Annotated in this window: 20 protein-coding genes; 6 read left to right on the top strand and 14 right to left on the bottom strand. The window is 64.4% G+C overall.

Annotation, left to right across the window (positions count from 1 at the left end; all coding sequences use genetic code 11):
• Position 1: 1 nt before the first annotated feature.
• Positions 2 to 841, top strand: a complete 840-nt coding sequence (locus AC0L2F_RS12440) for an ABC transporter ATP-binding protein (RefSeq protein ID WP_007612271.1) — start codon at positions 2 to 4, stop codon at positions 839 to 841.
• Positions 842 to 931: 90 nt separating this feature from the next.
• On the top strand, positions 932 to 1,657 hold the full coding sequence (locus AC0L2F_RS12435; RefSeq protein WP_007612272.1) for a Crp/Fnr family transcriptional regulator: 726 nt from the start codon (positions 932 to 934) through the stop codon (positions 1,655 to 1,657).
• A 10-nt stretch (positions 1,658 to 1,667) separates the two neighbouring features.
• Here AC0L2F_RS12435 and atzF read toward each other — a convergent pair whose 3' ends face one another.
• The 9 genes from atzF to flgB all read right to left on the bottom strand — a co-directional run bounded on the left by atzF (position 1,668) and on the right by flgB (position 10,650).
• Positions 1,668 to 3,134 carry an allophanate hydrolase gene (gene atzF, locus AC0L2F_RS12430; protein WP_473248545.1) on the bottom strand — a complete coding sequence of 489 codons (1,467 nt, stop codon included), beginning with the start codon at positions 3,132 to 3,134 and terminating at the stop codon, positions 1,668 to 1,670.
• Between the two features lie 86 nt (positions 3,135 to 3,220).
• Positions 3,221 to 4,219, bottom strand: coding sequence for a Tim44 domain-containing protein (locus AC0L2F_RS12425; RefSeq protein WP_473248544.1), 999 nt, complete (start codon positions 4,217 to 4,219; stop codon positions 3,221 to 3,223).
• 204 nt (positions 4,220 to 4,423) lie between these two features.
• Positions 4,424 to 7,006 (bottom strand): cell cycle histidine kinase CckA, encoded by a 2,583-nt coding sequence (gene cckA, locus AC0L2F_RS12420; RefSeq protein ID WP_473248543.1) that lies wholly within the window; start codon positions 7,004 to 7,006, stop codon positions 4,424 to 4,426.
• A 154-nt stretch (positions 7,007 to 7,160) separates the two neighbouring features.
• A complete protein-coding gene (gene flhB / locus AC0L2F_RS12415; RefSeq protein ID WP_473248541.1) occupies positions 7,161 to 8,240 on the bottom strand; it encodes a flagellar biosynthesis protein FlhB in 1,080 nt (359 codons plus the stop codon).
• A gap of 11 nt (positions 8,241 to 8,251) precedes the next feature.
• A complete protein-coding gene (gene fliR, locus AC0L2F_RS12410; RefSeq protein ID WP_007612283.1) occupies positions 8,252 to 9,022 on the bottom strand; it encodes a flagellar biosynthetic protein FliR in 771 nt (256 codons plus the stop codon).
• Between the two features lie 17 nt (positions 9,023 to 9,039).
• Positions 9,040 to 9,303, bottom strand: a complete 264-nt coding sequence (fliQ, locus tag AC0L2F_RS12405; RefSeq protein WP_007612284.1) for a flagellar biosynthesis protein FliQ — start codon at positions 9,301 to 9,303, stop codon at positions 9,040 to 9,042.
• A 173-nt stretch (positions 9,304 to 9,476) separates the two neighbouring features.
• A complete protein-coding gene (gene fliE / locus AC0L2F_RS12400; protein WP_007612285.1) occupies positions 9,477 to 9,785 on the bottom strand; it encodes a flagellar hook-basal body complex protein FliE in 309 nt (102 codons plus the stop codon).
• Between the two features lie 16 nt (positions 9,786 to 9,801).
• Positions 9,802 to 10,227 carry a flagellar basal body rod protein FlgC gene (gene flgC, locus AC0L2F_RS12395; protein WP_063995723.1) on the bottom strand — a complete coding sequence of 142 codons (426 nt, stop codon included), beginning with the start codon at positions 10,225 to 10,227 and terminating at the stop codon, positions 9,802 to 9,804.
• 18 nt (positions 10,228 to 10,245) lie between these two features.
• Entirely contained in the window at positions 10,246 to 10,650 is a 405-nt protein-coding gene (gene flgB, locus AC0L2F_RS12390) for a flagellar basal body rod protein FlgB (protein ID WP_007612288.1), read from the bottom strand.
• Between the two features lie 351 nt (positions 10,651 to 11,001).
• Between flgB and AC0L2F_RS12385 the strand changes: the two genes are divergently transcribed.
• The 3 genes from AC0L2F_RS12385 (at position 11,002) to AC0L2F_RS12375 (ending at position 14,131) form a co-directional block, all read left to right on the top strand.
• Positions 11,002 to 11,970, top strand: a complete 969-nt coding sequence (locus AC0L2F_RS12385; RefSeq protein ID WP_473248540.1) for a flagellar biosynthetic protein FliO — start codon at positions 11,002 to 11,004, stop codon at positions 11,968 to 11,970.
• Positions 11,967 to 12,728, top strand: a complete 762-nt coding sequence (gene fliP, locus AC0L2F_RS12380) for a flagellar type III secretion system pore protein FliP (protein WP_007612290.1) — start codon at positions 11,967 to 11,969, stop codon at positions 12,726 to 12,728. Before AC0L2F_RS12385 ends, fliP begins: the two co-directional genes overlap by 4 nt.
• Before the next feature lie 197 nt (positions 12,729 to 12,925).
• The gene (locus tag AC0L2F_RS12375) at positions 12,926 to 14,131 is read left to right on the top strand and encodes a multidrug effflux MFS transporter (RefSeq protein WP_473248539.1); all 1,206 of its coding nucleotides are present in this window, start codon (positions 12,926 to 12,928) and stop codon (positions 14,129 to 14,131) included.
• 285 nt (positions 14,132 to 14,416) lie between these two features.
• Here AC0L2F_RS12375 and AC0L2F_RS12370 read toward each other — a convergent pair whose 3' ends face one another.
• From AC0L2F_RS12370 to fliL, 5 genes are all read right to left on the bottom strand, one after another.
• Entirely contained in the window at positions 14,417 to 18,199 is a 3,783-nt protein-coding gene (locus tag AC0L2F_RS12370) for a tetratricopeptide repeat protein (RefSeq protein ID WP_473248538.1), read from the bottom strand.
• 102 nt (positions 18,200 to 18,301) lie between these two features.
• On the bottom strand, positions 18,302 to 19,060 hold the full coding sequence (locus tag AC0L2F_RS12365) for a MotE family protein (RefSeq protein ID WP_473248537.1): 759 nt from the start codon (positions 19,058 to 19,060) through the stop codon (positions 18,302 to 18,304).
• Positions 19,061 to 19,069: 9 nt separating this feature from the next.
• Positions 19,070 to 19,516, bottom strand: coding sequence for a DUF6468 domain-containing protein (locus tag AC0L2F_RS12360; RefSeq protein WP_473248536.1), 447 nt, complete (start codon positions 19,514 to 19,516; stop codon positions 19,070 to 19,072).
• Positions 19,513 to 20,715 carry a flagellar motor switch protein FliM gene (gene fliM / locus AC0L2F_RS12355; RefSeq protein ID WP_007602134.1) on the bottom strand — a complete coding sequence of 401 codons (1,203 nt, stop codon included), beginning with the start codon at positions 20,713 to 20,715 and terminating at the stop codon, positions 19,513 to 19,515. Before fliM ends, AC0L2F_RS12360 begins: the two co-directional genes overlap by 4 nt.
• Before the next feature lie 19 nt (positions 20,716 to 20,734).
• Positions 20,735 to 21,235 (bottom strand): flagellar basal body-associated protein FliL, encoded by a 501-nt coding sequence (gene fliL, locus AC0L2F_RS12350; RefSeq protein ID WP_007612300.1) that lies wholly within the window; start codon positions 21,233 to 21,235, stop codon positions 20,735 to 20,737.
• Between the two features lie 380 nt (positions 21,236 to 21,615).
• Here fliL and flgF point away from each other — a divergent pair, with 380 nt between their 5' ends.
• A complete protein-coding gene (gene flgF, locus AC0L2F_RS12345; protein ID WP_473248535.1) occupies positions 21,616 to 22,377 on the top strand; it encodes a flagellar basal-body rod protein FlgF in 762 nt (253 codons plus the stop codon).
• Position 22,378 lies beyond the last annotated feature (1 nt).

Genomic DNA, 22,378 nt, shown 5'->3' with positions numbered 1-22,378 from the left:
CATGAAACTGGCGCTGGCAAGTTCGCCTGCCTCCGTCGAATCGGCGCGAAAACAACCGGCCATTCAAGTCTCGAACCTGAGCATCGTTTTCGACACCAAGCGCGGGCAAATCATCGCGGTCGATCGCGTTTCGTTTGACGTGGCGCCTGGCGAGTTCGTTTGCATCGCCGGGCCCTCCGGCTGCGGCAAGTCGACGGTACTCAATACGATCGCCGGGCTGGAAGTGCCGTTCGAAGGCGAGATCCTGGTCGAGGGCGCGCCTGTCTACAGTCCGCGTCCCGATGTCGGCATGGTGTTCCAGCAGCCGCATCTCTTCCCCTGGAAGTCCGTCCGCAGCAACATCGCCCACGGTCCCAGGATGCTCGGGAAGTCCAGGACGGAAGCGTATGCCATCGCCGACGATCTGATCGCGATGGTCGGCCTCAAGCGTTTCGCCGACGCTTATCCGAACACGCTGTCCGGCGGCATGCAACAGCGCGTGGCAATCGCGCGAGCGTTGGCCAATCAGCCCCGTGTGCTGCTGATGGACGAGCCCTTCGGGGCACTCGACGCGCAGACCCGCGCGGTGATGCAAGACAATCTGCTGGCGTTGCGCGACCGGATCAAGGCGACCATCGTATTCGTGACGCATGACGTCGATGAAGCCATCGTGCTGGCCGACCGCGTTCTCATCATGAGCGCGGGACCCGGCCGCATCCTGCGCGAAGTCGCGGTCAAGCTGCCGCGCCCACGGTCGAGTTCTGTCATGGTCGAGCCAGCATATCTTTCGCTCAAGAAGGATTGTCTCGACGTCATCCGCGCAGAAGGGTTGCGGGCGTTCAATCAGTCGGACACGGACTGATGACGCGGAGCCCGCGGGTCTGAGGCGGACCGCAGCGGGCTGGCATGGTTCTTGAATAACCGATGCCGGGTCTCACATGCGGAGCCGGCCATGCACAGGGCGAACAGCGCGATAGCGGCAGGTGTGATGCTCGCAGAGTCGGACGATCTGGTCAGACCGCTACCCGGCTTGCTGGATGGTCTCAACCGGGCTGATTGCAATCGCTTGCGTGCGATCGGACGCGAAAAGATCCTGGAAGCCGGCCAACTGGTTTGGTCTCAGGGCGACGCACAGGCCGGGATCTACCTGATCAGCGAGGGGCGCATACGCAGCTACTATGCGGCGCCGTCGGGGCGCGAAGTCACGCTCGCCTATTGGTTTCCCGGCAACTTCGTCGGTGGGCCCGACATATTCGGGACGGGCCCGCACATGTGGACATCGGTTGCGGCCGAGCGCAGCCGGTTGACGTTCATGCCCGGACTGGCGTTGCGGCGGCTTGCGCTTGAATCGCCGGCAATCGCCGTCGCCTTGCTGGATGCCCTCGCATTCAAGGCGCGATGCTATTCGGCAATGGCCCAGATGCTTGGGACGCGCTCGGTCACCGAGCGGCTGCATAGCCTGCTGATCTTCCTGTCGCATGTCTACGGCGTAAAGCGCGACGGTGAGATCGTCGTCGGCATACCGTTTACCCACGGGGATCTCGCCAACCTCATCGGATCCACCCGGCAATGGGTGACCGTGCAACTCGCGCGGCTCCAGGACGAAGGCGTGATCAGATACGAAAGATCCGTGATTTCGATCCTGGATGTTTCTACGCTCGGACAGGCGATGGGATAATGTCCGCCCTTTAGCCGCCAGATTTCAATTCGAACGCCGATCCGTCTGCGCCGGCCTCGAACCGCCGCGCCAGTCCGATCAGCGCGCGATCGTGCCAGGCCGGCGCCAGCAGGGTCACCCCCATGGGCATGCCGTTTGGCAATTTCGCATTCGGAACGGCGACGCCGCAGAGATCGAGTAGATTGGCAAAGTACGAGTAGTAGCCCAGACGATTGTTGAGGGTGATCGGATCACGATGCATCTCCTCCAGTGTGAACGGCCGCGGTGCAGTCGGAACCACCAGGGCATCGATGCCGGCAAAGATTGCTTCGGCGTCGCGGCGAAGCCGGTGCAGCCGGTGAATGGCGCCAAACGTGTCGATCGCCGAATAGCCGGCGGCCGAGCTCAGCACGGTTCTCGTGACATCAAGCAAGGAGCCGGATTCGACGTCGATGAGCGAAGCAATGGCAGAGTGCCGCTCCGCGACCCAGGGACCGCTGAACATCAACTCCCCGGCCTGGCGGAATGGGGCGAAGTCCACCTCGATCGCCGTTCCTCCGATATGAGCAAGACGTTCGCAAGCGCTCTCGTAGAGTTCGCCGCATTCCGACATGCCGAAGCATTCGATATCTGCTGGCGCGACGCGGCCGAACCGGAATGATGCCGCCGCTCCGTTGGCGGGGAAAAAGGTTCTGGGCAGGCGGCTATAGGGATCTTCGAAATCAAACCCTTCGATGATGTCGAGGATTGCCTCGCCGTCGCTCACGGTATTGCAGAATACCGAAACGCAATCGATCGTCGGACAATTCGGCACCAGGCCACGTGATGATACCAGCCCAACGGTCGGCTTGATTCCGACAATGTTGTTGAACCCGGCAGGTATGCGCCCCGAGCCGCCGGTATCGGTGCCGAGCGCAAAGGCGACGTGCCCGGCCGCCACGGCGACCGCGGACCCGGAACTGGAGCCGCCCGCAACATAGCGCGCATCGGCAACCGACGCGCAGGGGCCATGGGGCGAGCGCACGCCGGACAGGCCTGTGGCGAACTGATCGAGATTGGTCTTTCCGAGGCAAATTGCGCCGGCTGCGGTGAGGCGTTCGACGCTATGCGCGGAATGCCAGGGCGTGTAGCTAAAGGCCGGACATGCGGCAGTGGTCGGCATTCCCGCGACGTCGATATTGTCCTTCACACCAAATGGAATGCCGAGCAGCGGAAGATTTTCGCCCGTCCGCGCGCGCGCCACCAGCTTATGGCATTCTTCGAGTGCCTCCCGCCGCGGGCGAAGATAGATCCAGCAATTGCGATCGCCCTCGGCCTCGATCCGGTCATACGCCGTTCCGATCGCCTCCAGCAGCAGCGACGAACTCCTGGCAATGCCTTCGTGGTTTGTCCTGAGGCGCGCGACACACTGGCTCACGGAATATCTCCTCATCCAACCGGCAGGCGCGAAATTGCGGCAGCTCTGCGCGGCCAACAAGCAATTAAGTGCTTCGCCCAAATGGCCGCCTGACCGGAAACCTGCCGCTCAAACAAAAAGGGCGCCGTGCCGAAGCACGACGCCCTCGTTTGTCGCTATACGCGCGATCAGTTGGTCTGCTGGATCGCCGACAATTCCCAGGCGCCGCCCGGACGTCGGGCAAAGGTCCAGACTTCGGTGGCCTCGCCCGGCTGCTCGCTGCCGGCGACAATTGCGCCGGTATTGCGGTCGAGCGTCTTGTCGGTGAGCGCGAAGCGCAGCGCCACCGTTGCGTAATCGGTCTCGCCTTCGCGCCAGGCTTCCGCGAGGTCGCCCTGCAGCAGCTTCACGCCGCTGACCTTGTTGACCACATTGCGCGCGCGGTTCTGGCCGAGGTCCTGCTCGAAATAGGAGACCATTTCCGGCGTCGCGAGCGTGTGCAGCTTGGCCACGTCCTCATTCGACCACGCGGTCTGGACATCGCCGAGCAGGCGCTCGAACGCTTCGTAGTCGTCCGGCTTGATCTCGAGCGGCGCGTTGTTGGCACCGAAGCCGAAGCCGCCGCCAAGACCGCTACCAAGACCACTACGGTTGTTCGCCTGCGGTCCCGGACCGGCACCGGCGTCAGCATAGGCCGCCTGCGGGGTGTGGCGGCGCTGCCACCATGACATCGCCAGCCGAACCGCGACCACCACGAGCACGATCTGGATGATCAGGCCGATGATCGACGACAGACCGCCGAGGCCGCCGAACAGGCCACCGCCAAACAGCATGCCGAGCAGGCCCGCGCCGAGGAACCCGGCCGCGAGGCCACCCATGAAGCCGCCGGCCCGGCCGAACAGGCCGCCGCGCGCGGGTGCGGCGGCAGCCGAATTCATGCCTGCGCCCGGCTGGGTGTAGGTCCGATTGAACTGCGAGGTCGAGCCCGGCGCGGTCGTGGTTGATGGCGGGGCCGAATAGGTGCGCGAACCGCGCGAACCCGACGACATGCCGCCACCGACGCGCGCGTCGGCGGACGAGATCGCCAGCGCAGTCGGCAGCGCAAGCGCCAGCACGACGGCAATCGTCTTGAAGAGACTGCGGGAGCGTTGCGAGAAATTCATGTTCGTTTCCCAGATCCCCGGCATGGGGACGTGCCCCTAAGATGGGCAGGCTTCCGTAAAAAGGAAGCCACTATCGGAACTTATGGCTGCGGCCCTCAGTCGCGGGGATGTGACAAAGCCTCTCTTTGGCGGCAGCTTGGCTGCGTGTGCGACGGAACCGCGGTCGCGGGTTACCGGCGCTTTTGCGACAGCAAATTCCGCTTTTCCGTCGTCATCGCGTTGTGGCCCTTACCCCGCCTTCGCCATCGTCTCCTTCACGGCCGCCACGAGCTGGCTGAGCGTGAACGGCTTGGGCAGGAAGTCGAACTGCTGGCCTTCGGGCAGGCTCTTCTCGAATGCGTCTTCCGCGTAGCCAGAGACGAAGATGAACTTAATGTCGGGGTTCTTCTCGCGCATCGCCTTGAGCAGCGTCGGGCCGTCCATCTCCGGCATGACGACGTCGGACACGACGAGATCGATTCCGCCGCTCTGCTCTTCCAGCACCTCCAGCGCCTCGACGCCGTTCTCGGCCTCGACCACGGTGTAGCCGCGAGAGCGCAGACCGCGTGCGTTGAGCGCGCGCAGGCCCTCCTCGTCCTCGACCAGGAGGATGGTGCCCTGTCCGGTGAGATCTGTGCGGGGCTTGGCGTCCGCCGCGGACCCGGCCTCCTTCGCGGCACCATTGCTGGCGCCAACGACCGGTGCCGGCTGCTCGATCTGCACCTCCGGCTCGGCATGATGGCGCGGCAGGAAGATCTGGAACGAGGTGCCCTGCCCCGGCTCGGAGTCCACGTAAATGAAGCCACCGGTCTGCTTGACGATGCCATAGACGGTGGAGAGCCCGAGGCCAGTGCCCTTGCCGACTTCCTTCGTCGAGAAGAACGGCTCGAAGATCTTGTCGCGGATATCGGCAGGGATGCCGGTACCGGTATCGGCGACCTCGATCCGCACATAGTCCGCTGCCGGCATGCCCTTGTAGGCCAGCCTGGCCGCTTCCTCGGTGGTGACGTTGGCGGTGCGGATGATCAGCTTGCCGCCGTCGGGCATGGCGTCGCGCGCGTTGACCGCGAGGTTGACGATGACCTGCTCGAACTGGGAGACGTCGACCTTGACCGGCCAGAGATCGCGGCCGTGGATGGTCTCGTGCTTGACCTTCTCGCCGATCAGGCGACGCAGCAGCATGGCGAGATCGGAGAGCGCATCGCCGAGGTCGAGCACCTGCGGCCGCAGCGTCTGCCGCCGCGAGAACGCCAGCAATTGCCGCACCAGCGTGGCGGCCCGCGTCGCGTTCTGCTTGATCTGCATGATGTCCTGGAACGACGGATCGGTCGGCTTGTGCGCGTTCAGCAGGAAGTCGTTCGCCATCATGATGGCGGAGAGCACGTTGTTGAAGTCGTGGGCGATGCCGCCGGCGAGCTGGCCGACGGTCTCCATCTTCTGCGACTGGTTGATCTGGTTCTCCAGCGCGCGCCGCTCGGTGGTCTCGAGCATGTGCACGATGGCGACTTCCGCGTCGTTCTCGGCCGCGTCCACCGGCGTGACGAAGAACTGGCCCCAGCGCTCTCTGGTTCCTTCGAGCGCCACTTCGACCGGCGCGACGTCGGCCTGGCCCTCTGCGGCCTGGTTGATGGCCGCGATCAAGAGGTGCCGGTCGCGCGAATTGACCGCGCGGAAGATCGACTTACTGGCGCTGTCGAGCCCCAGTGCCTGCCCGAGCTTGGCGTAACGCGCATTGGCGCGCACGACATTGCCGCCGCGGTCGACCGTCGCGATCGCCATCGGGGTGTGGTCGAAGAAGCGCATGAAGCGCACTTCGGCGGCGCGGTCCGGATCGCTGCGCTCGTCGCGGGCGCGGCTGATCACCAGCGTGCGCGACGGCCCCGGCGCACCGTCGGCGCCGAAGGCGAGCTTGTGATAGAGCCGCACCGGCATTGTCTTGCCGGTACGCATGCGCAGGTCGATGTCGAAGACTTCCGTCTTGACCTCGCCCGGCACCGCCACGATCGCCGTGAGCAGCGAAGCGCCGTCGCCGGAGACGATGTCGGTGAGCTTCAGCCCGCCTGAGCCGATCTCGGCGAGGTCGTAGTCGAGCCAGTTCGCCAGCGTCGCGTTGACGTAAGCGAGTTCGCCGGCCGGATTGACCGAGAAGAAACCGCAGGGCGCGTGATCGAGATATTCGATCGCGTGCTGGAGTTCCTGAAATACGTCCTCCTGGCGCTCGCGGTCGCGGGTGATGTCGGCGATCGACCACACCGCGTATCTCGTCTCGCGCTTGCCGGTGCCGAGGGGCCGCACCCGCATGCGCAGCCAGCGGCCCTGGCTGCCGTCATGGCCGGAGATGCGCACCTCCTCCTGCTGCCGCTTGCCTTCGCGCGCGGCTTTCAACAGGCGGAACACCGCTTCGGAGACGTCGGGGTTGCCGATGAAGACGCGCTCCACGGGGCGCACGTCCTGCGGGCCGGCGGCGCCGGTCAGCGTCAGATAGGCCGCATTGGAATAGACCACATGGCCGCGCGGGTCGGTCACGGCGAGGCCATCGAAGGCGTGGTCGGCGATGCGCCCCATCACGGGATCATCGAGATTGCGATCGACGAAGCGGATGATGCCGGCGGCGAAGGCGAACAGGTTGAACAGGCCGACCATGGCCAGCACGGCGAGGATGCCGAGAATATAGGGCTGGGCCTGCGCGCGGCCAAGCGTCATCAGCCCGACGGCAACGGCGACGAGGCCGGCGGCCACCAGCAGCACCAGCGCAATGCTGCCCGAGCGCGGCGACGGCTCGTGCGCCGCAACGGGCTCGCGTGTGAGGTCGTGGTCGGTCTCGGCAGTCATCTCAAGCTGGCACAGCCTGTCGGCAGAGAATCAACGCGCTACAGGGCGCGCAGGGTCCTCCCTGCCTGAATCGGACCCGCAGACGCAAGGGCAGCAGGGGCGAAAGGTACGCTGATTCCCAGATTACGGCCATTTCCAGTACTTTTCAGGGGTTTTATTGCCGGCTGGCACCAAATCCGCTCTTCAGACGCATGACGTAGCCGATGACTTCGGCGACCGCATGGTAGTGCTCGGTCGGGATTTCCTCGTCGATCTCGACGGTGGCGTAGAGCGCGCGGGCGAGCGGCACGTTCTCGACGATCGGGATGTCGTGCTCGCGCGCGATCTCCCGGATCTTGAAAGCGAGGTTGTCGACGCCCTTGGCGACGCAGATCGGCGCCGACATGCCGCGCTCGTAGGACAACGCGATCGAATAGTGGGTCGGGTTGGTGATGATCACTGAGGCTTTGGGAACCGCCGCCATCATGCGCTTCTTGGAGCGCTGCTGGCGCAGTTGCCTGAGCTTGCCCTTGATGTGCGGGTCGCCTTCGGACTGCTTGTACTCTTCCTTGATCTCCTGGAGCGACATCTTCTGGCGCTGGAACCAGCTGCGATACTGGAAGAAATAGTCGCCGATGGCGATGATCGCGAGCGCCGCGACCACCGCGCCGAGCAGCTGAATGGTCAGGCCGGTGGAGGCGCCGAGCAGGGCGGCCGGATCGAGCCTGACCATCGCCTCCATGCGATGCCGCTCCGGCCACAGGATCGTGGTCATGACCGCGCCGAGCACGATCAGCTTGCCGAGACCCTTGAGGAAGTTCGCCGCCGCTTGCTTGCCGAAGATGCGCTTGAGGCCTTCGGCAGGCGACAGCTTGCTGAACTTGGGCTTGAGGGATTCGGCCGACCAGACCAGGCGGTGCTGCAGCATGTTGCCGGCAATTGCCGCCAGCACCAGCATCAGCAGCGGCACGCCCACCGCAGCGAGCACCGCGACTTCGATCTGCTGCATCAGGGCGAGCAGAGCCCTGCCGTCGGTCTTGATCATCCAGGAATTGGCGAGCAGGTTGCGCATCGGCGCCAACAGCCCGCTGCCGACCGATCCCGAGAAGCTCGAGACCACGAGCGTGGCGCCCGCGATCATGAACCAGGTGTTGATCTCCTGGCTCTTGGCGACGTCACCGCGTTCGAGCGCCTCTTCGAGACGTTTTTGCGTCGGGTCTTCTGTTTGACTCTCTGGATCGTTGTCTTCCGCCATCGATCACCCGATCACTTGAGTGGCATCATCTGGTGCATGACACCGATGAAGTAGTCGAGAAAGGTGCCCATCATCGCCGTGAGCACGACGGCAAGCACCAGGAAGCCGGCGAAAATCGACAGCGGCACGCCGACGAAATAGACCTGCATTTGCGGCATCAGCCGCGCCAGCACGCCGAGCCCGATGTTGAAGACGAGGCCGAACACCAGGAACGGTCCGGAAAGTTGCAAGCCCAGGCGGAACGCGGCGGCGAAGGCACGCGTCGCCAGCGCGGCGACATCGCCGCTCGACACCGTCTCGCCCGGCGCGAAGATGGTGTAGCTGTCGTTCAGCGCCGCGATCACCAGATGATGACTGTCGGTGGCGAACAGCAGCGTGACCCCCAGTATCGTCAGGAAGTTGCCGACCAGCACGCCCTGCTGTCCCTGCGTCGGATCGACCGAGGTGACGAAGCCGAGCCCCATCTGCTGCGCGATCACGGCACCGGCAACCTGTAGCGCCGACAACGTCACCCGCGCGGTCGCCCCCAGCACGATGCCGATCACGATCTCATGCAGCATCAGGACCAGCAGCGGCGCGATCGAGCCCATGTCGACCTGATAGGCATTGCGATGCAGCGGCAGGATAATCAGCGTGAGCAGCAGCGCGATCGACAGTTTGATCCGTGTCGGGATATTGGTCTCGCCCAGGCCCGGCAACAGCATCACCATCGCGCCGACCCGGGCAAAGGCGAGCATGAAGGAGGCGGCAAGCGCCGGCAGCAGCGAGACGTCGATGCGCATGACGGGCGCATTGTGCCTCAGCCGCCGATGATTCGCGACGATATCCGCAGCATGTGGGAATGCAGTGCGTCGGCCATGAACGGCAAGGCCAACAGCATTGTGGCAAAGATGGCCAGGATCTTCGGCACGTAGATCAGCGTCTGCTCCTGGATCTGCGTCAGCGCCTGGAACAGCGACACGACGACGCCGACCACGAGGCCGACCACCATCAGGGGCGACGACACGATCACGATGGTCCAGATCGCATCACGCGCGACGTCGAGGGTTTCCGGTCCGGTCATTTCGCAGTTCCTTTGTTCATTCCTCGCCTCCCCATCGCTGTTGCGAGCGATGCGAAGGCCTATCCCCCGTCATTGCGAGCGTAGCGAAGCAATCCAGACTGCCGCTTCGGAAAGATTCTGGATTGCTTCGCTACGCTCGCAATGACGATTGGGGTGGGCGCGAGCACCAAAAATCAGATCGGCATCTTCATGATGTCTTCATAGGCCGCGATCACGCGGTCGCGGACGGAGACCAGCGTGGACACGGCGACGTCGGTGTCTGCGACCGCCGTGACCACGTCCATCACGTTGGCCTTGCCGGCGGCCATCGCCACCGTCTGCGCATCGGATTTGCGGCCGGACTCCAGGACGCTGCCGACGGTGTCTTTCAGAAGCGAGGCAAAGGACTGCCCGCTCGGCTCGCTGCCCTTGCCGGCACCGCTGTTCTCCAGCACGCGGGCGAGGTTTGCATAGGCGTTGGCGGCAATTGTCGGTGTTGCCATGGTTCAAATGTCCTGTTCAGCTCTTGAGGATGTCGAGGGTGCGCTGGATCATCCGGCGCGTCGCGCTGATGATGTTGAGATTGGCCTCGTACGACCGCTGCGCGTCGCGCATGTCGGTCATCTCGACCACCGAGTTCACGTTGGGATATTTGACGTTGCCGGTCGCATCCGCCGCCGGATTGTTCGGCTCGTATTTGGTGCGGAAACTGGACTGGTCGGGCTTGATCCTGCCGAGGGTAACGACCTGCGCGTCGAGTGTACGGTCGAGCGCGGAGGAGAAGGTCGGCACCTTGCGCCGGTAAGGATCGCCGCCGGCGGTCGGCGCCGTCGAATCCGCATTTGCGATGTTCTCCGAGATCACCCGCATGCGCCCGGCCTGCGCCCGCAGACCGGAGGTCGCGATCGCCATCGAGCGGGCAAAGTCACTGCTGTCATTCGCCATGATGCGCTTCCTCTAGCTCTAGCCTTTGCCGATCGCGGTCTTGAGCAGGTGCAGGCTCTTCGAATAGAGCGAGGTCGCCGCCGCATAATCCATCTGGTTGCTGGCGGCCTTCATCATCTCCTCTTCGAGATTGACGGCGTTGCCCGCGGGGCGGGTCTCAAAACCCGCATTCTTGTTCTGGTCGAATCCGGAGGCCGCGCCTGACGGCGCCATGTGGGAACCGCTGGTGCGGGTGAGCTTCAAGGGGCCCATCGAACCCGTGACGGCGCCGGCCTTGTCCAGTTTCGGCTCGACCAGGTCGCGCGGCCGGAATTTAGGCGTGTCGGAATTGGAGACGTTCTCGGACAGGACGCGCTGGCGCTCCTGGTGCCATTGCATCTTGGTGCGAAGCGCCGAGAGCACCGGAAGATCGTTGATGGACATCGTTGCGGCTCCTTCCGCCTCGCAGGACCCATGGTCCGAAGCTAGGCAGAATTTGCCGCCTGTATGGTTAACAGCTGGTTAAGGAGATCGCAGCCAGTTGTCCCCCGCCGGGACACCAATGCGCGTGCCCCGTGATTCTACGCCTCCAAAAGCGGCATTAACCCAACCGCTTGGCGGCGCATGCACAGGCCAAGAAGTCGTTTTGGATCGAGCGATTCATGGGTTATTAAGAGTTGGGGACGGCAAAACTTGCCGTGGGACGTTAAGAAATCGCAGTTTGGGGCAACGTAAGCCGGTGGTTGGCGCATCTGACCACGGGCCCGAGAACAGCGCCATTTGTCGGGGACAAGTATGCAAGGCAGCCCTATCACCTTCATCGTCGCGTTCATCGTCGTTCTGGCGTTGATCGGCGTCGCTGCATGGCTGGTTCGCCGATTCGCAACCAGCCGGCTCGGCGCCAACACCCAGCGCGGCCGGATGCCCCGGCTCGCCGTGATCGATGCCGCCGCGGTCGACGGCCGCCGCCGCCTGGTGCTGGTCCGGCGTGACAATGTCGAGCATCTTCTGATGATCGGCGGCCCCACCGACATCGTCGTCGAACCCAACATCGTGCGCGCAGCGCCCGGCCGCGACCAGCTCCCGCAGCGCCCCAATGCCACCGAGCCGCGTCTTGCGCCGATGCATGATACCAGCAACTGGGCCGACGAAGCACCGCGGCCCGAGCTGCTCGACCATCCCGAGCCGCAAATGCCCGAGCCGCCGCCGCGGCCCGCGCGCCCCTCCTTTGCCGACGAAGTGCGCCGGCCCTCTCCCGCCCTGGCCGACCGCCGCAACGAGCCGCCCCTAGGCGGCTTCCCCTCCGAGCCGATCGCGCCGCGCCCCGAGCGCGAGCTGCGTCCCGAACCTATTCCGCCGCGCGTTGCGCGCAACGAACCCCCTCTGATGCCGCGTCCGCCGCGCCAGAGCGAGCCGGTGAAGGCGCCTCCAGTGCGCGCCGAGCGCGTAGCCGCGCCCCCTCCGCCTTTGCCGCAGGCTCCGCCCGTTCCGCCGCCGGCGCCCGCTCCTGCGGCGCCATCGAGCGCCGAGCAGAATCTCGCCGAGATGGCGCAGCGACTCGAAGCTGCGCTGCGCCGCCCCGCCGGCGAGACGCTTGCCCCTCCGGTCGCCCCGGAGCCCCCCGCCGCTCCTCCACGTGCGGCCCGCAGCGAACCGCCGGCACCACCGGCCGCTCCCGCAAAGCCGGCTCCGGAAAAGACCAGCTTTGAAAATCTCGAAGACGAGATGGCCTCGTTGCTCGGCCGTCCGAAGCCGTCTTCGTGAGGCTGCCGGCCCTCCCGCGTAGAGTTTTTTTTCTTTCTGTCCTGATCGGCGCGGCTTCGCTCGCGATGCCGGCGCATGCGCAGGACATCAGCATCAATCTCGGCGGTGGAGGCGCTGGCGGTGGCGGCGTCACCGAGCGCGCGATCCAGCTGATCGCGCTGCTGACGGTGCTGTCGATCGCCCCGTCGATCCTGATCATGATGACGTCGTTCACGCGCATCGTGGTCGTGCTGTCGCTGCTTCGCACCGCGATGGGCACCGCTACCGCCCCGCCGAACTCGGTGATCATCGCGCTGGCGATGTTCCTCACCTTCTTCGTGATGGGACCCGTCCTGCAAAAATCCTACGACGAAGGCATCCGTCCGCTCGTCGCCAATCAGCTCGGCGTCGAGGACGCGCTTCAGCGCGCCTCCGTCCCCCTGCGCGGCTTCATGCAGAAGAACGTGCGCGAGAAGGACCTCAAGCTGTTCCTGGATCTGTCCGGCGAGCCGCCGCCCGCCACTCCCGACGAGCTCGGCTTACGCATCCTCGTCCCCGCCTTCATGATCTCGGAGCTGAAGCGCGCCTTTGAGATCGGCTTTCTGCTGTTCCTTCCCTTCCTGATCATCGACCTCGTCGTCGCCTCCGTGCTGATGTCGATGGGCATGATGATGCTGCCGCCCGCAACCATCTCGCTGCCGTTCAAGCTGATCTTCTTCGTGCTGGTCGACGGGTGGTCGCTGGTGGCAGGGAGCCTGGTGCAGAGTTACGGGGGGTAGCGGGCCCGGGGAGCGGTCAGCGCCCCCATCCTCTCTCGCCCAGGGTTTGCAGGCATGCACTTCAGCTTACCAGTGCAAGGCGGAGGCCCGCCACCGTGGGCGCGTTCGGCGGGTCGTGACATACCGGAATATGCTCAGGTTGCGAATTCAATGGTCCGTTGATATGATGGTTATCATCCATTGATCCGAAGCGGCTTATGACCAGCAACGTCGAAAACCGTCCGTTCGCTCGAATCGTGCCGCTTGGTCTTCAGGTCGCCGTTCTTGCTGCGTTGTCTGCGAGTGGCACGTTGGCCACCAACATTCTGTTGCCTTCGCTCCCGAGTATCGCCGTCGCGGTAGGCGTCTCCAGCGCTCAGGTAACGTCAGCTATCACCATATTCCTCGCCATGTTCGCGGTCGGACAACTTGTTGTCGGTCCGTTGTCGGATCGTTTCGGCCGGCGCATACCCGTGATGATCGGGTTTGCTGTATTTTTCGCAGGTAGCATATGGTGCGCGTTAGCCGATGATTTGACGGCACTATTGATTGGTCGCGTTGTGCAGGCCGGTGGCGCATGTGCCACGTCTGTGCTTTCGCGAGCTATCGCAAGAGATCTTTTTCAGGGCGAAAAGCTAGCGCGCGTGCTCACCTTCGTTATGGTTGCGATGGCAGCGGCGCCCGGATTCTCGCCCCTGGTCGGTGGCGCGCTGGATCATTTTTTTGGCTGGCGTTCAGCATTTGTGTTCGTCGGGATCTTCGCCGTCGTCGCCGCTTCAGCATTTCTTGCGGCTTTCGGAGAAACGCACCACGCGCCACGCGCCGGGTTCGATTTCTCGACGATCGCCAAGAATTACTGGTCGCTATCGACTGACCGCCGTTTCTTGGTTCCTGCCGCAACTGTCAGCCTCATCTTAGGTGCGCTGTTTGCAATGTTTTCGGCGTTGCCGCGTGTCTTGATAGAAGGCCTCGACTTCACACCCATGCAACTCGGCCTGTTCTTCGCAGGCACTGTCATGATCGTCTTTAGCGCGGGCATTATCGCTACAAAAATTGTTCCGCACCTTGGTCTCGACCGATCGATTTGCATTGGCCTCGCGCTGGCCTGTGTCGGTGGCGGCATGGTGTTGCTGTTCGCGCTTTTCGACGGGCGCTTTTTGCCATTTCTTGTCGGCGCATGCGTATTCCTGCTGGGCATGGGCATGGTCAATCCGCTCTGCAGCGCGCAAGCTCTTTCGCCATTCGGCGATCGCGCCGGTGCTGCCTCGGCCCTTTTGGGTTTCTGGCAGATGTTGGCCGCAGCGCTGGGGGTATCGCTTGCGGCAGTGATCGCAAGGAACCCCATGATCGGGCTTGGTCTCGTGCTAGTGCTTGCGTCGACCTTGGGGTCGGCAATTTATCAGGTGCGGGTAAAGCTCCATTAAGCCCGTTAACGTCGCTTGCTGGCCTTAGCTGCTTCGCTGTTTCTATGCCCAAAGATCGGTTCGCGGAGTATGTGTTTCTCACAATGGACTTGGAGCCCTGAGCCGACTAGCAAAGCCAAACGGGCCATGTCCGGTGTCAAAGACTGAATGGACATGGCTTACGTCCGCGCGGGCTGATCAGGTTGATGAGTACGCGCCCCTGGACGATCGTCTTCGGCCCCTGCCCGTCACTTCGAGGAGCTTGGTCACGGACACCTCTCGCGAGGCCCAGAAGGAGCAGCGATCCTACCGCGTCATCTTGATCTGCCGCACCACTGGAATCGTGGGCAGCGAGCCGGTGTGGTCGGATTCGTCCTTGGCCTGCGGAGAGGCCGGCGCGCGGGCGGTGGCGTCGGGGAAGCGCTGCTTCATCTCGCGCAGGAAGCCGTCGAGCGTGTCGACGCTGGCAGCCAGCTTGGCGATATCGGCAAACTCCGCGCTGGAGGCGCCGGTCGGTTTGCTCGCGATGTCGAAGGCGAGCCGATCGGCGCTCTCGCTCATCAGCGGCGCATATTTCTCGCGGAAGCGCGACACGCCGATCGAGTCGTCGGCGAGCGCATAACCGACGGCTGCGCGGATGATGTCGCTTTTCTCCACAGCGTTGAGCGGCTTGAAGTCGCGAAAGCGCTCGCCGTAATAGAGCTCGATCTGCTCGGCGGACTCACGCCAGCGCCGCGCCGCCCAGAAGATGTCGGATCGCAGGCGCAGCACCTCGCGCCCCGTAACGTTGGAGACGATGTCGAGCGCGAGATCGTGGCGGCCGACGTCGCTCTGCGCACGCGCCTCCAGCAGCAGGCGTTGCTGCCTGAGTTCGCCTGAGAGGTCGCTGATACGGCTCGCGCGCAACGCCGTGATCGCCATGTCGGGTCTGCGGTTGGCGAGATAGATCATGGAGAGGCGCGCGGCGACTTGCGCACGCGCCGCGCCTTCGAGGCGATGGTCGACCTGGTATTGCAGGAGCTCGGCGGCCTGGTCGAGCAGATCGATCGAGGCGAGACGGTCGGAGAGGCGTCGGATCAGTTCGTCGCCGCGGCGGCCGATCGGGGTCAGTTCGCGGAACTCGTAGAACATCCCCAGCGCTTCGATCGGCGGCAGCTCGTCGCCTTTGGGTCCCAGGAAGATCTGCGTGAACAGGTCGGAGGCGAGGTCCTGCGCCTGTCGCGAGGCGTCCGCGTTCGGCTGCAGCTTTGTCGCGGTACGCGCCGCGGTGAGCGCATCCCGGTAGCGCCCGTTCTCGGCAAACATCTGCGACAGCATCTGGAGCGTCTTGACCTCGATCGAGTCGCCGCGCCAGGTCATAGCGAGCGTTTCGAGCTCGCGCAGCGCGTCTTCCTTGCCGATCTCGTCGCGCTTCTGCCGCAGCGCGACCTCGAGCTGCTTCGCCTCGGCCGCAGCCGGCCGGTCGGACGAGCCAACCGCGAACTTGTAGTCGTCGAGCGCGTCCTTGTCGTGGCCGAGCGCCTCGGCGAGCCGGCCGCGCAGCACGGCAAAGCCGGGCGCGGCCTCGGGCGAGACACCGACCACCTCGAGCTCGCTGCGGCGCTTGGAGGCGCCGGCATAATCCTTCACCTCGAGCGAAGCGCGCATTGCCTCCATCGTCACGATGCGCTGGATGTCGAGCGGCAGCGAGGCGATGGCGAATTCGACGTTCTTGAACTTCTCGCGCGCATCCGCCCATTTGCCCTGGCGCGCATAGGCGAGTGCCTTCCAGAGCTGGGAATCGTGGCTGTTGCCGATCACGGGGTTGGCGAGGTCCTTCAGGCCCTGCGCCGGCCGGCCGATCAGGATGCTCGCGATCGCATGCATGATCAGCGCACCGCTCTCCTCCTTGTTGAGGGGATCGGCCAGCATCAATTCGGTGACGGCCTTGGCCTCGTGATACATCGCGCGCGACATGTAGAATTGCGCGAGGTCGAGCCGCGGCAGCGAACGCATCGCCGGTTCGACGTTGGAGATCGCCGTGATCAGCTCGTTCTGGCGCGCTATGAAATTTTCCGACTGGCCCTTGCGCCAGCCTTCGGGGCTGAAGACCGGCCGCACTGCAGTCGGCGCGCGCTCGGCCGAGATGTCGACCGGCGACAGCGTCAGCCCGCCCTTCTTGCCGAGGATGACCTTGTCGGCCCCGACCTCGACGCCGACCTCGTCGGAATTCGGCCGGATCGCGATGCCATGCGCGGATTCCAGCAGCGCGAGATCGACGAGGTCCTGCCGCTTGATGAAGCCGCGCACCGGCCGCTGCGCGGTGATGACATAGAGCGTGTCGCCGGCATCGGGATCGGTGAGCTTGTGCAGGAGCCCCGGATTGGCGAAGGGGATCGCGATGTTGGCAAGCGCCGGGTCGGTGATGTTGCGCGAGATCATCAGCGGCAGCGGCGTCGCCTGGATCCTGTCGGCGAGGGTCAAGAGCCAGTTGGTCTGCTTGCCGACCTCCTCGCTCGACAGCGAATAGACCAGCGGCCGGGTGAGACGGATGCGTACCGCCTGTCCCTTCTCGAGCGGGACGCGGCCGACCTCGCCGATCATCGCACCGCCCTTGGTGCGGATCGCCTCGACGTCGATCGGCTTCGCTGTATCGAACACCAGCCAGACGGTGTCGCCACGGCGGAACGCCGCCGCAGGCGTTGCGACCTGAAGCGGGAAGGTCACGCGCAGGCCGTCGCTGTCGCGACGGACATCAACGCTGGCACCACTCGGCTGTGGTGGCGCGGCGGGATCTGCTGGCGCAGTCTTGACGGCTTCCTTGACCGGCTCCTTGACGGGTTCCTTGACAGGTTCCTTGGCAGCTTCCTTCACGACCGCTTGAGGCGCTTCGGCCATGACGGGCTTGGCAGGCGCGACCGCAGTTTCTGCAACTGGCGCGACAGTCTTTGCAACTTCCTTCGGCGCTTCCTTGGGCGCTTCCTTGGGCGCTTGCGCAGCGTGTCCGGCTTCGGATGCAGGAGCCGGCACCGATTTCGGCGCTTCAGCGGGCGGCATGGCCGCGGGCGCTTCCGCCTTCACCTCGGGCTTGACGTCGATCCTGGCTTCGCGCGCGATCGTCTCGGACGTCGGCGGCGCGATCTCGCGCTGCGCGTCCTTCGGCTTCTCGGCCGCCGGCTTTTCAGGCGGAGCCGCCGGTCCATGGGCGGGGGGCTTGGCCTGCGCGATCGCAGCCTCCGCCGAATTGGCCATCTTGCCCTTGTCCGGCTGGAAAGAGATATCGACGACGTAGTTCTTCTCGTCGCGGAAGGAATGCACGTCGGAATCGCCGATCAGCGCGATCTCGACACTGGTCTGGTCGATGTCGCCCTTCTGCTTGATCGAGGCGACGTTCGGCGGCGCTGCGACGACCGCGTCCGCCAGATCGAAATTGAGGTTGGCGTTGAAAGCGAGCGTGAGCTTCTGCTCGTTGAGCACGGAGGACACGCCGACGCCGTCGGGCATCTCGAACACGAAGCGGACGAAGGTCGGCTGCACCGAGGCGCGCACGCGGATCTGCGGACGCTTCTTGCTCTCCGCCGCGGCGCGCTGGGCGCGCAGCGCGCGTTCGGCGACGCGCGCGCGCTCGGCAAGTTCCTTGACCACGTCCATCGGTAGGCTCGGCGGCGGCCCCTTCCAACCCTCCGGCAAGAGGTCGATGAAGGTGCGTTCGCCGGCATTCATGGTGTTGACGGTGACGCGCCGCGCCAGCGACAGGCGGATGGCGCCGCCGTCGGGATCGCGGCGGGCGGAGTTGACGTAGTCGGGCGCACCTTCCGGAACGCGGTCGACCGGAACGTCGACCGCCCGGTCGAAGCGGATGACGAGAATGGAGCCGGCCGTCGTCACCTCGGAGGGGACGTCCTCCCCGAGCTTGATCACGAGACGGGCAAAGCCGCCGCTGGCCGAGAAAGTCGCCTCGCCCCGGATCGCGTCGGCCGCCAGGACAGGCGCCGTGAAGCCGATCAGCAGGCTGGCTGCCAGCAGCGGCGCCGCGCGGACATGACGCGACAGCCTCCGCGCCAGGGCGCGGGCTCGCGACACAAATCCAGCGGCAGCCTCTCGCGCCATTGACGGCATTTCTTCCGGTTCGACGGTCCACGCCGGTATTGGTGCCGGCCCCTGCCCCAGACTGTAGATTTTGGCAATTAAGGACTTCTTAAGTATGAGCCCTCAATTCGGCTTTTGCGTCGGCTTGCCGTCGATCTTGGGCAGCTCGCCGGCCGAGGCGGACTGATCGCCGCCGCCATTGGCCCGACGGGCCATCTCGACCGTCAGCCGCTCGGCGGCCTCCGGGGTCATCAGTCCCATGATGTCCGACATTTTTCGCGGCGCGATCTGGGACGCGATGTCGATCAGCACGCCCATCTCGAGCCGGTCAAAGACCCGCGCCGCGTCCTTGGGCTTCATGCCCTCATACATGGTCACGAGGCCCTTCATGCGCTGGGCTTCGGCGGCCTTCTGCTCGGCCTGCGTCGCGGAGATACGGGTTTCTACCGCCTTCATCTCCTCGACCTTGTTTTCGATGCGCTTCTCGGCGGATTTCAACAGGCTCTCGCGGATGTCGATCTCGCGCTGGCGCGCCTCGATCTCCTGGCGGCGCGACTGCAGGCGTTCCAGGATCGCGCGCTCCGAGGCGGAGATCTGCGGCTGGGCTTCCTCCTTGACCGCGGCGCCTTCGGACTTGGTATCGGGTGCGGCCGGCTTCGGCGCCTCCTTCGGCGCGCCATGGGTCGAGCCGGTGATGTCGGGATCCTCGCGGCTCGCCGGGAAGTTCAGATTCTCCTGCGCCCAGGACTTCTTGGTCGGGCTCGGCTTGTAGTCGAAGACATAGCCGCCATTGAGCACGAGGCCCGCCACCTTCAGCGTGGCGAGGCCGGCGACGGCAACCAGCACGATCGGAATGACGCGGATGTTGCGAAAAGACTTCATACCCTGACTTTATGCGGCAAGACCGTTGGATCGTCGACGTTCGGAGAAGGCTTCGGCCGCAGCCGCCACCGCCTTCGCCGACGAGGGCTTGGCTGCGGGCGCGGCGACCGTTTCCGGGTTCGTCACGGGGCGCGCGGCGATCGCGATCTTGGACAGCCGCCGCACCACGTTGTCGGCTTCGCCGAGCTGCTTGTAGAGCTGCTCGGACATCTGGGTCGCCGACGCAAGCTGGCTGCCGAGGTTCTCGTTGACGTCGCGCACGGCGAGCTTCAGCCCGCCGATCGCGCGCTCGGCGATCTCGGTTGCGGTGATCAGCTCGCCGATGACCGCCTTCAGCGAATGCTCGTCCGCCTTCAGCCGCGTCAGCCGCCTGTTGAGCGTGACGCAGTAGACGATGGTCAGCATCAGCAGGATAGCCACCAGCGTCTCGATCGCCATTCCCAGGGAGTGGTTCATGGGGCCTCCATCATCTTGTTCTGCTCGTCGACCTTTTCGAACATCGCAAGTGTCGTACTTGGCTTGCGCAAGGGTTTCGTCACCCGTATCGCGACGCGGTCGCCGACCCGGCCCATGCGTCCTTCGGTGATGGTGACGTCGCCGCAGCGGACGGTGACGTTGGCATCCGCGCGCATGTCCAGCGGCAACGTGTCGCCGACCTTCAGCCGCATCAACTGCTTGAGCGGAATGTCGGCTTCGTAGAGCACAGCGTCGACGGAGATCTCGGCCTGGACGATCTCGGTGGCGAAATGGCCTTCCCAGATCTGGTCGCGGCCGAACTTTTCGCCCATGAACATCTGGAGCAGGACGCCCCGGATCGGCTCGATGGTCGCGTATGGCAGCAGGAGCTCGATGTTGCCGCCGCGATCTTCCATGTCGATGCGCAGGCGCACCAGGATCGCGGCGTTGGCAGGACGGCTGATCGCGGCGAAACGCGGGTTGGTCTCGAGCCGGTCGATGGTGAAGGTCACCGGCGACAGCGGCCGGAACGCCTGTTCGGCATCGGTCATGACGACTTCGACGAGCCGCTTGACCAGCTCTGTCTCGATCGTGGTGTAGGGCCGGCCCTCGATGCGCAGCTGGCTCGAGCCGCGGCGGCCGCCGAGCAGCACGTCGATCATCGAGTAGATCAGGCTGGAATCGACCACGGCCATGCCGAAATTGTCCCACTCTTCGGCCTTGAAGACGGTGAGGACGGCGGGCAGCGGGATCGAGTTCATGTAGTCGCCGAAGCGCACCGAGGTGATGCGGTCGAGCGAGACTTCGACGTTGTCAGAGGTGAAATTGCGTAACGAGGTCGTCAGCAACCGCACCAGGCGGTCGAAGACGATTTCGAGCATCGGCAGACGCTCGTAGGAGACCATCGCCGAATCGATGATGGCGCGAATGCCGGAATGGTCGTCGAGCGTGACGTCGCCGACCGCGAAGCCGAGGAGGTTGTCGATCTCCTCCTGCGACAGCACCCGTTCGCCGGAATTCTTGCCCGCGCCGAGATCGCGGCTGCCATCCTCGACCATGGCCGCCCATTGCAGGGCCATGGTCTCGGAGAGTTCGTTTTCGGCAGCAGCCTTCGCGGCCTCGGCGGGATCCTCGGAATCGAGCGAGGCCTCCCATTGGGCGGCAATTGCATCCTGGTCTGGTTGGTCGGTGCCTGCCATGATCCCTAGCCCGTCATGCTCACTGGATCACGACTTCCTTGAACAGCACCGCGCTGACCTGGACCGGAGCGACCGCAGCGTTGACGCGCTTGGTCAGCTCCTCCTTGAGGCGGAAGATGCCGGCGGAACCGTTGAGGTCGGAGGAGCGCAGCTCGCGCGCATAGGTCTGGAAGATGTCGGTGATGCGCGGCATCGTCGGCTTGATCGCCTCGACCTGCTTCTCTTCCTTCAGCTCCAGCACGATCTTGAGCTTCAGATATTGCACGCGCTCGCCCGGCGCGCCGGCGAGGTTGACCATGATGTCGGGAACCTCGACGAAAGACGGCGGCTTCGGCGGAGGCGCCGCCTCGGCGTGATGCTCGTCGTCGCCGTGACGGAAAAAGAAGAACCAGGTCGCCGCGCCGCCGCCGAGAACGGCGAGCAGGCCCACCACCATGATTATCAGCTTGAACTTGTTCTTGGGCGGAGCGGCTGCCGCGCCCTCAGTGGCTGCGCCACCTTCCGCTTCATTCTCTGCCATGATCGCCGCGCTCGCTCATCTCTCAAAAAGGGTCGAAAGAGCGAAGCTCCTGGCAGACAATGACGCGATACAAATGCCCCAGCGCAGTGCTCCTCTTACCCGCAAACGCTACGGTAATAATGGTTAACGGAACCTTTCCATCGGGCCTTCGCTAGGAAAAATCTGCCGGGCAAACATGGCTAACAGACCCTTTCTGCCGCCTCCCCGCGCCCTCGAAAAACAGACAAGATATTGAAATTGCGCGATATTCCTGCTTGGCACGAGTTTCGCTAAGAAAGGACCGAGACCCAAGGTTTGGGAGAACACGAGGTCTCGTTCACGGGATCGGCCAATGCGCTTGGGAGAGCGAGCTGGCGGATCTCACTCAGGGGAGATTTCCGATGCAGAACGCGCTTCTGATCGGCTTGTCACGACAGATGACGTTGGAACGGCAGATGGATGTCATCGCCAACAACGTCGCCAACGCCAACACCAACGGCTTCAAGGCCGATCATTCGCTGTTCGAGGAGTACCTCAACTCGAACGCGCGTGAGGACAATTTCGTCGCCTCTGACCGCCGGGTCTCCTATGTGCAGGACCGCGGCACCTTCCGCGACGTCGGCCAGGGGCCGATGGAGCCGACCAAGAATCCGCTCGACATGGCGATCAGCGGCAACGCCTATTTCGCGGTTCAGGCCAATGGCGCCGAGCACTACACCCGCGACGGCAAATTCTCGCTCAACAGCACCGGCCAGCTCGTCACCTCCGACGGCAACCTCGTGCTGGGCACCAGCGGCCCGATCACCTTCCAGCCGACCGACCACGACATCAACGTCGCGCCGGACGGCACCGTCACGGTACTCGAGGGCACGGCCAAGAACGACTCCATCCGCGGCAAGATCCGCATGGCCTCGTTCGACGATGCGGCCAAGCTGACCAAGCTCGGCGCCAACCTTTACGACATCGGCTCCGCCGTCCCGCAGGCCGACACCAAGTCGACTGTGCAGCAGGGCTATGTCGAGAAGTCGAACGTGAACTCGGTCGGTGAGATGAGCCGCATGGTCGAAGTCATGCGCAGCTACACCGCCATCGCCAACCTGCTCCAGCAGCAGAGTGACATGCACAAATCGGCGATCGAGAAGCTCGCCGACGTTCCGGCCTGAT

The sequence above is a fragment of the Bradyrhizobium sp. Ken64 genome (assembly GCF_055807555.1).
This window is presented reverse-complemented; position numbering and strand designations above follow the sequence as displayed.

Excerpts from the sequence above, each read along its gene's own strand:
- AC0L2F_RS12425 (WP_473248544.1), bottom strand. The coding sequence starts at position 4,219 with ATGCCGGGGATCTGGGAAACGAACATGAATTTCTCGCAACGCTCCCGC.
- flgC (WP_063995723.1), bottom strand. The coding sequence starts at position 10,227 with ATGGCGAATGACAGCAGTGACTTTGCCCGCTCGATGGCGATCGCGACC.
- AC0L2F_RS12435 (WP_007612272.1), top strand. The coding sequence starts at position 932 with ATGCACAGGGCGAACAGCGCGATAGCGGCAGGTGTGATGCTCGCAGAG.
- flgF (WP_473248535.1), top strand. The coding sequence starts at position 21,616 with ATGCAGAACGCGCTTCTGATCGGCTTGTCACGACAGATGACGTTGGAA.
- AC0L2F_RS12360 (WP_473248536.1), bottom strand. The coding sequence starts at position 19,516 with ATGAACCACTCCCTGGGAATGGCGATCGAGACGCTGGTGGCTATCCTG.
- AC0L2F_RS12370 (WP_473248538.1), bottom strand. The coding sequence starts at position 18,199 with ATGGCGCGAGAGGCTGCCGCTGGATTTGTGTCGCGAGCCCGCGCCCTG.
- AC0L2F_RS12375 (WP_473248539.1), top strand. The coding sequence starts at position 12,926 with ATGACCAGCAACGTCGAAAACCGTCCGTTCGCTCGAATCGTGCCGCTT.
- flhB (WP_473248541.1), bottom strand. The coding sequence starts at position 8,240 with ATGGCGGAAGACAACGATCCAGAGAGTCAAACAGAAGACCCGACGCAA.
- AC0L2F_RS12440 (WP_007612271.1), top strand. The coding sequence starts at position 2 with ATGAAACTGGCGCTGGCAAGTTCGCCTGCCTCCGTCGAATCGGCGCGA.
- cckA (WP_473248543.1), bottom strand. The coding sequence starts at position 7,006 with ATGACTGCCGAGACCGACCACGACCTCACACGCGAGCCCGTTGCGGCG.
- flgB (WP_007612288.1), bottom strand. The coding sequence starts at position 10,650 with ATGTCCATCAACGATCTTCCGGTGCTCTCGGCGCTTCGCACCAAGATG.
- fliE (WP_007612285.1), bottom strand. The coding sequence starts at position 9,785 with ATGGCAACACCGACAATTGCCGCCAACGCCTATGCAAACCTCGCCCGC.
- fliR (WP_007612283.1), bottom strand. The coding sequence starts at position 9,022 with ATGCGCATCGACGTCTCGCTGCTGCCGGCGCTTGCCGCCTCCTTCATG.
- AC0L2F_RS12385 (WP_473248540.1), top strand. The coding sequence starts at position 11,002 with ATGCAAGGCAGCCCTATCACCTTCATCGTCGCGTTCATCGTCGTTCTG.
- AC0L2F_RS12365 (WP_473248537.1), bottom strand. The coding sequence starts at position 19,060 with ATGAAGTCTTTTCGCAACATCCGCGTCATTCCGATCGTGCTGGTTGCC.
- fliL (WP_007612300.1), bottom strand. The coding sequence starts at position 21,235 with ATGGCAGAGAATGAAGCGGAAGGTGGCGCAGCCACTGAGGGCGCGGCA.
- fliM (WP_007602134.1), bottom strand. The coding sequence starts at position 20,715 with ATGGCAGGCACCGACCAACCAGACCAGGATGCAATTGCCGCCCAATGG.
- fliQ (WP_007612284.1), bottom strand. The coding sequence starts at position 9,303 with ATGACCGGACCGGAAACCCTCGACGTCGCGCGTGATGCGATCTGGACC.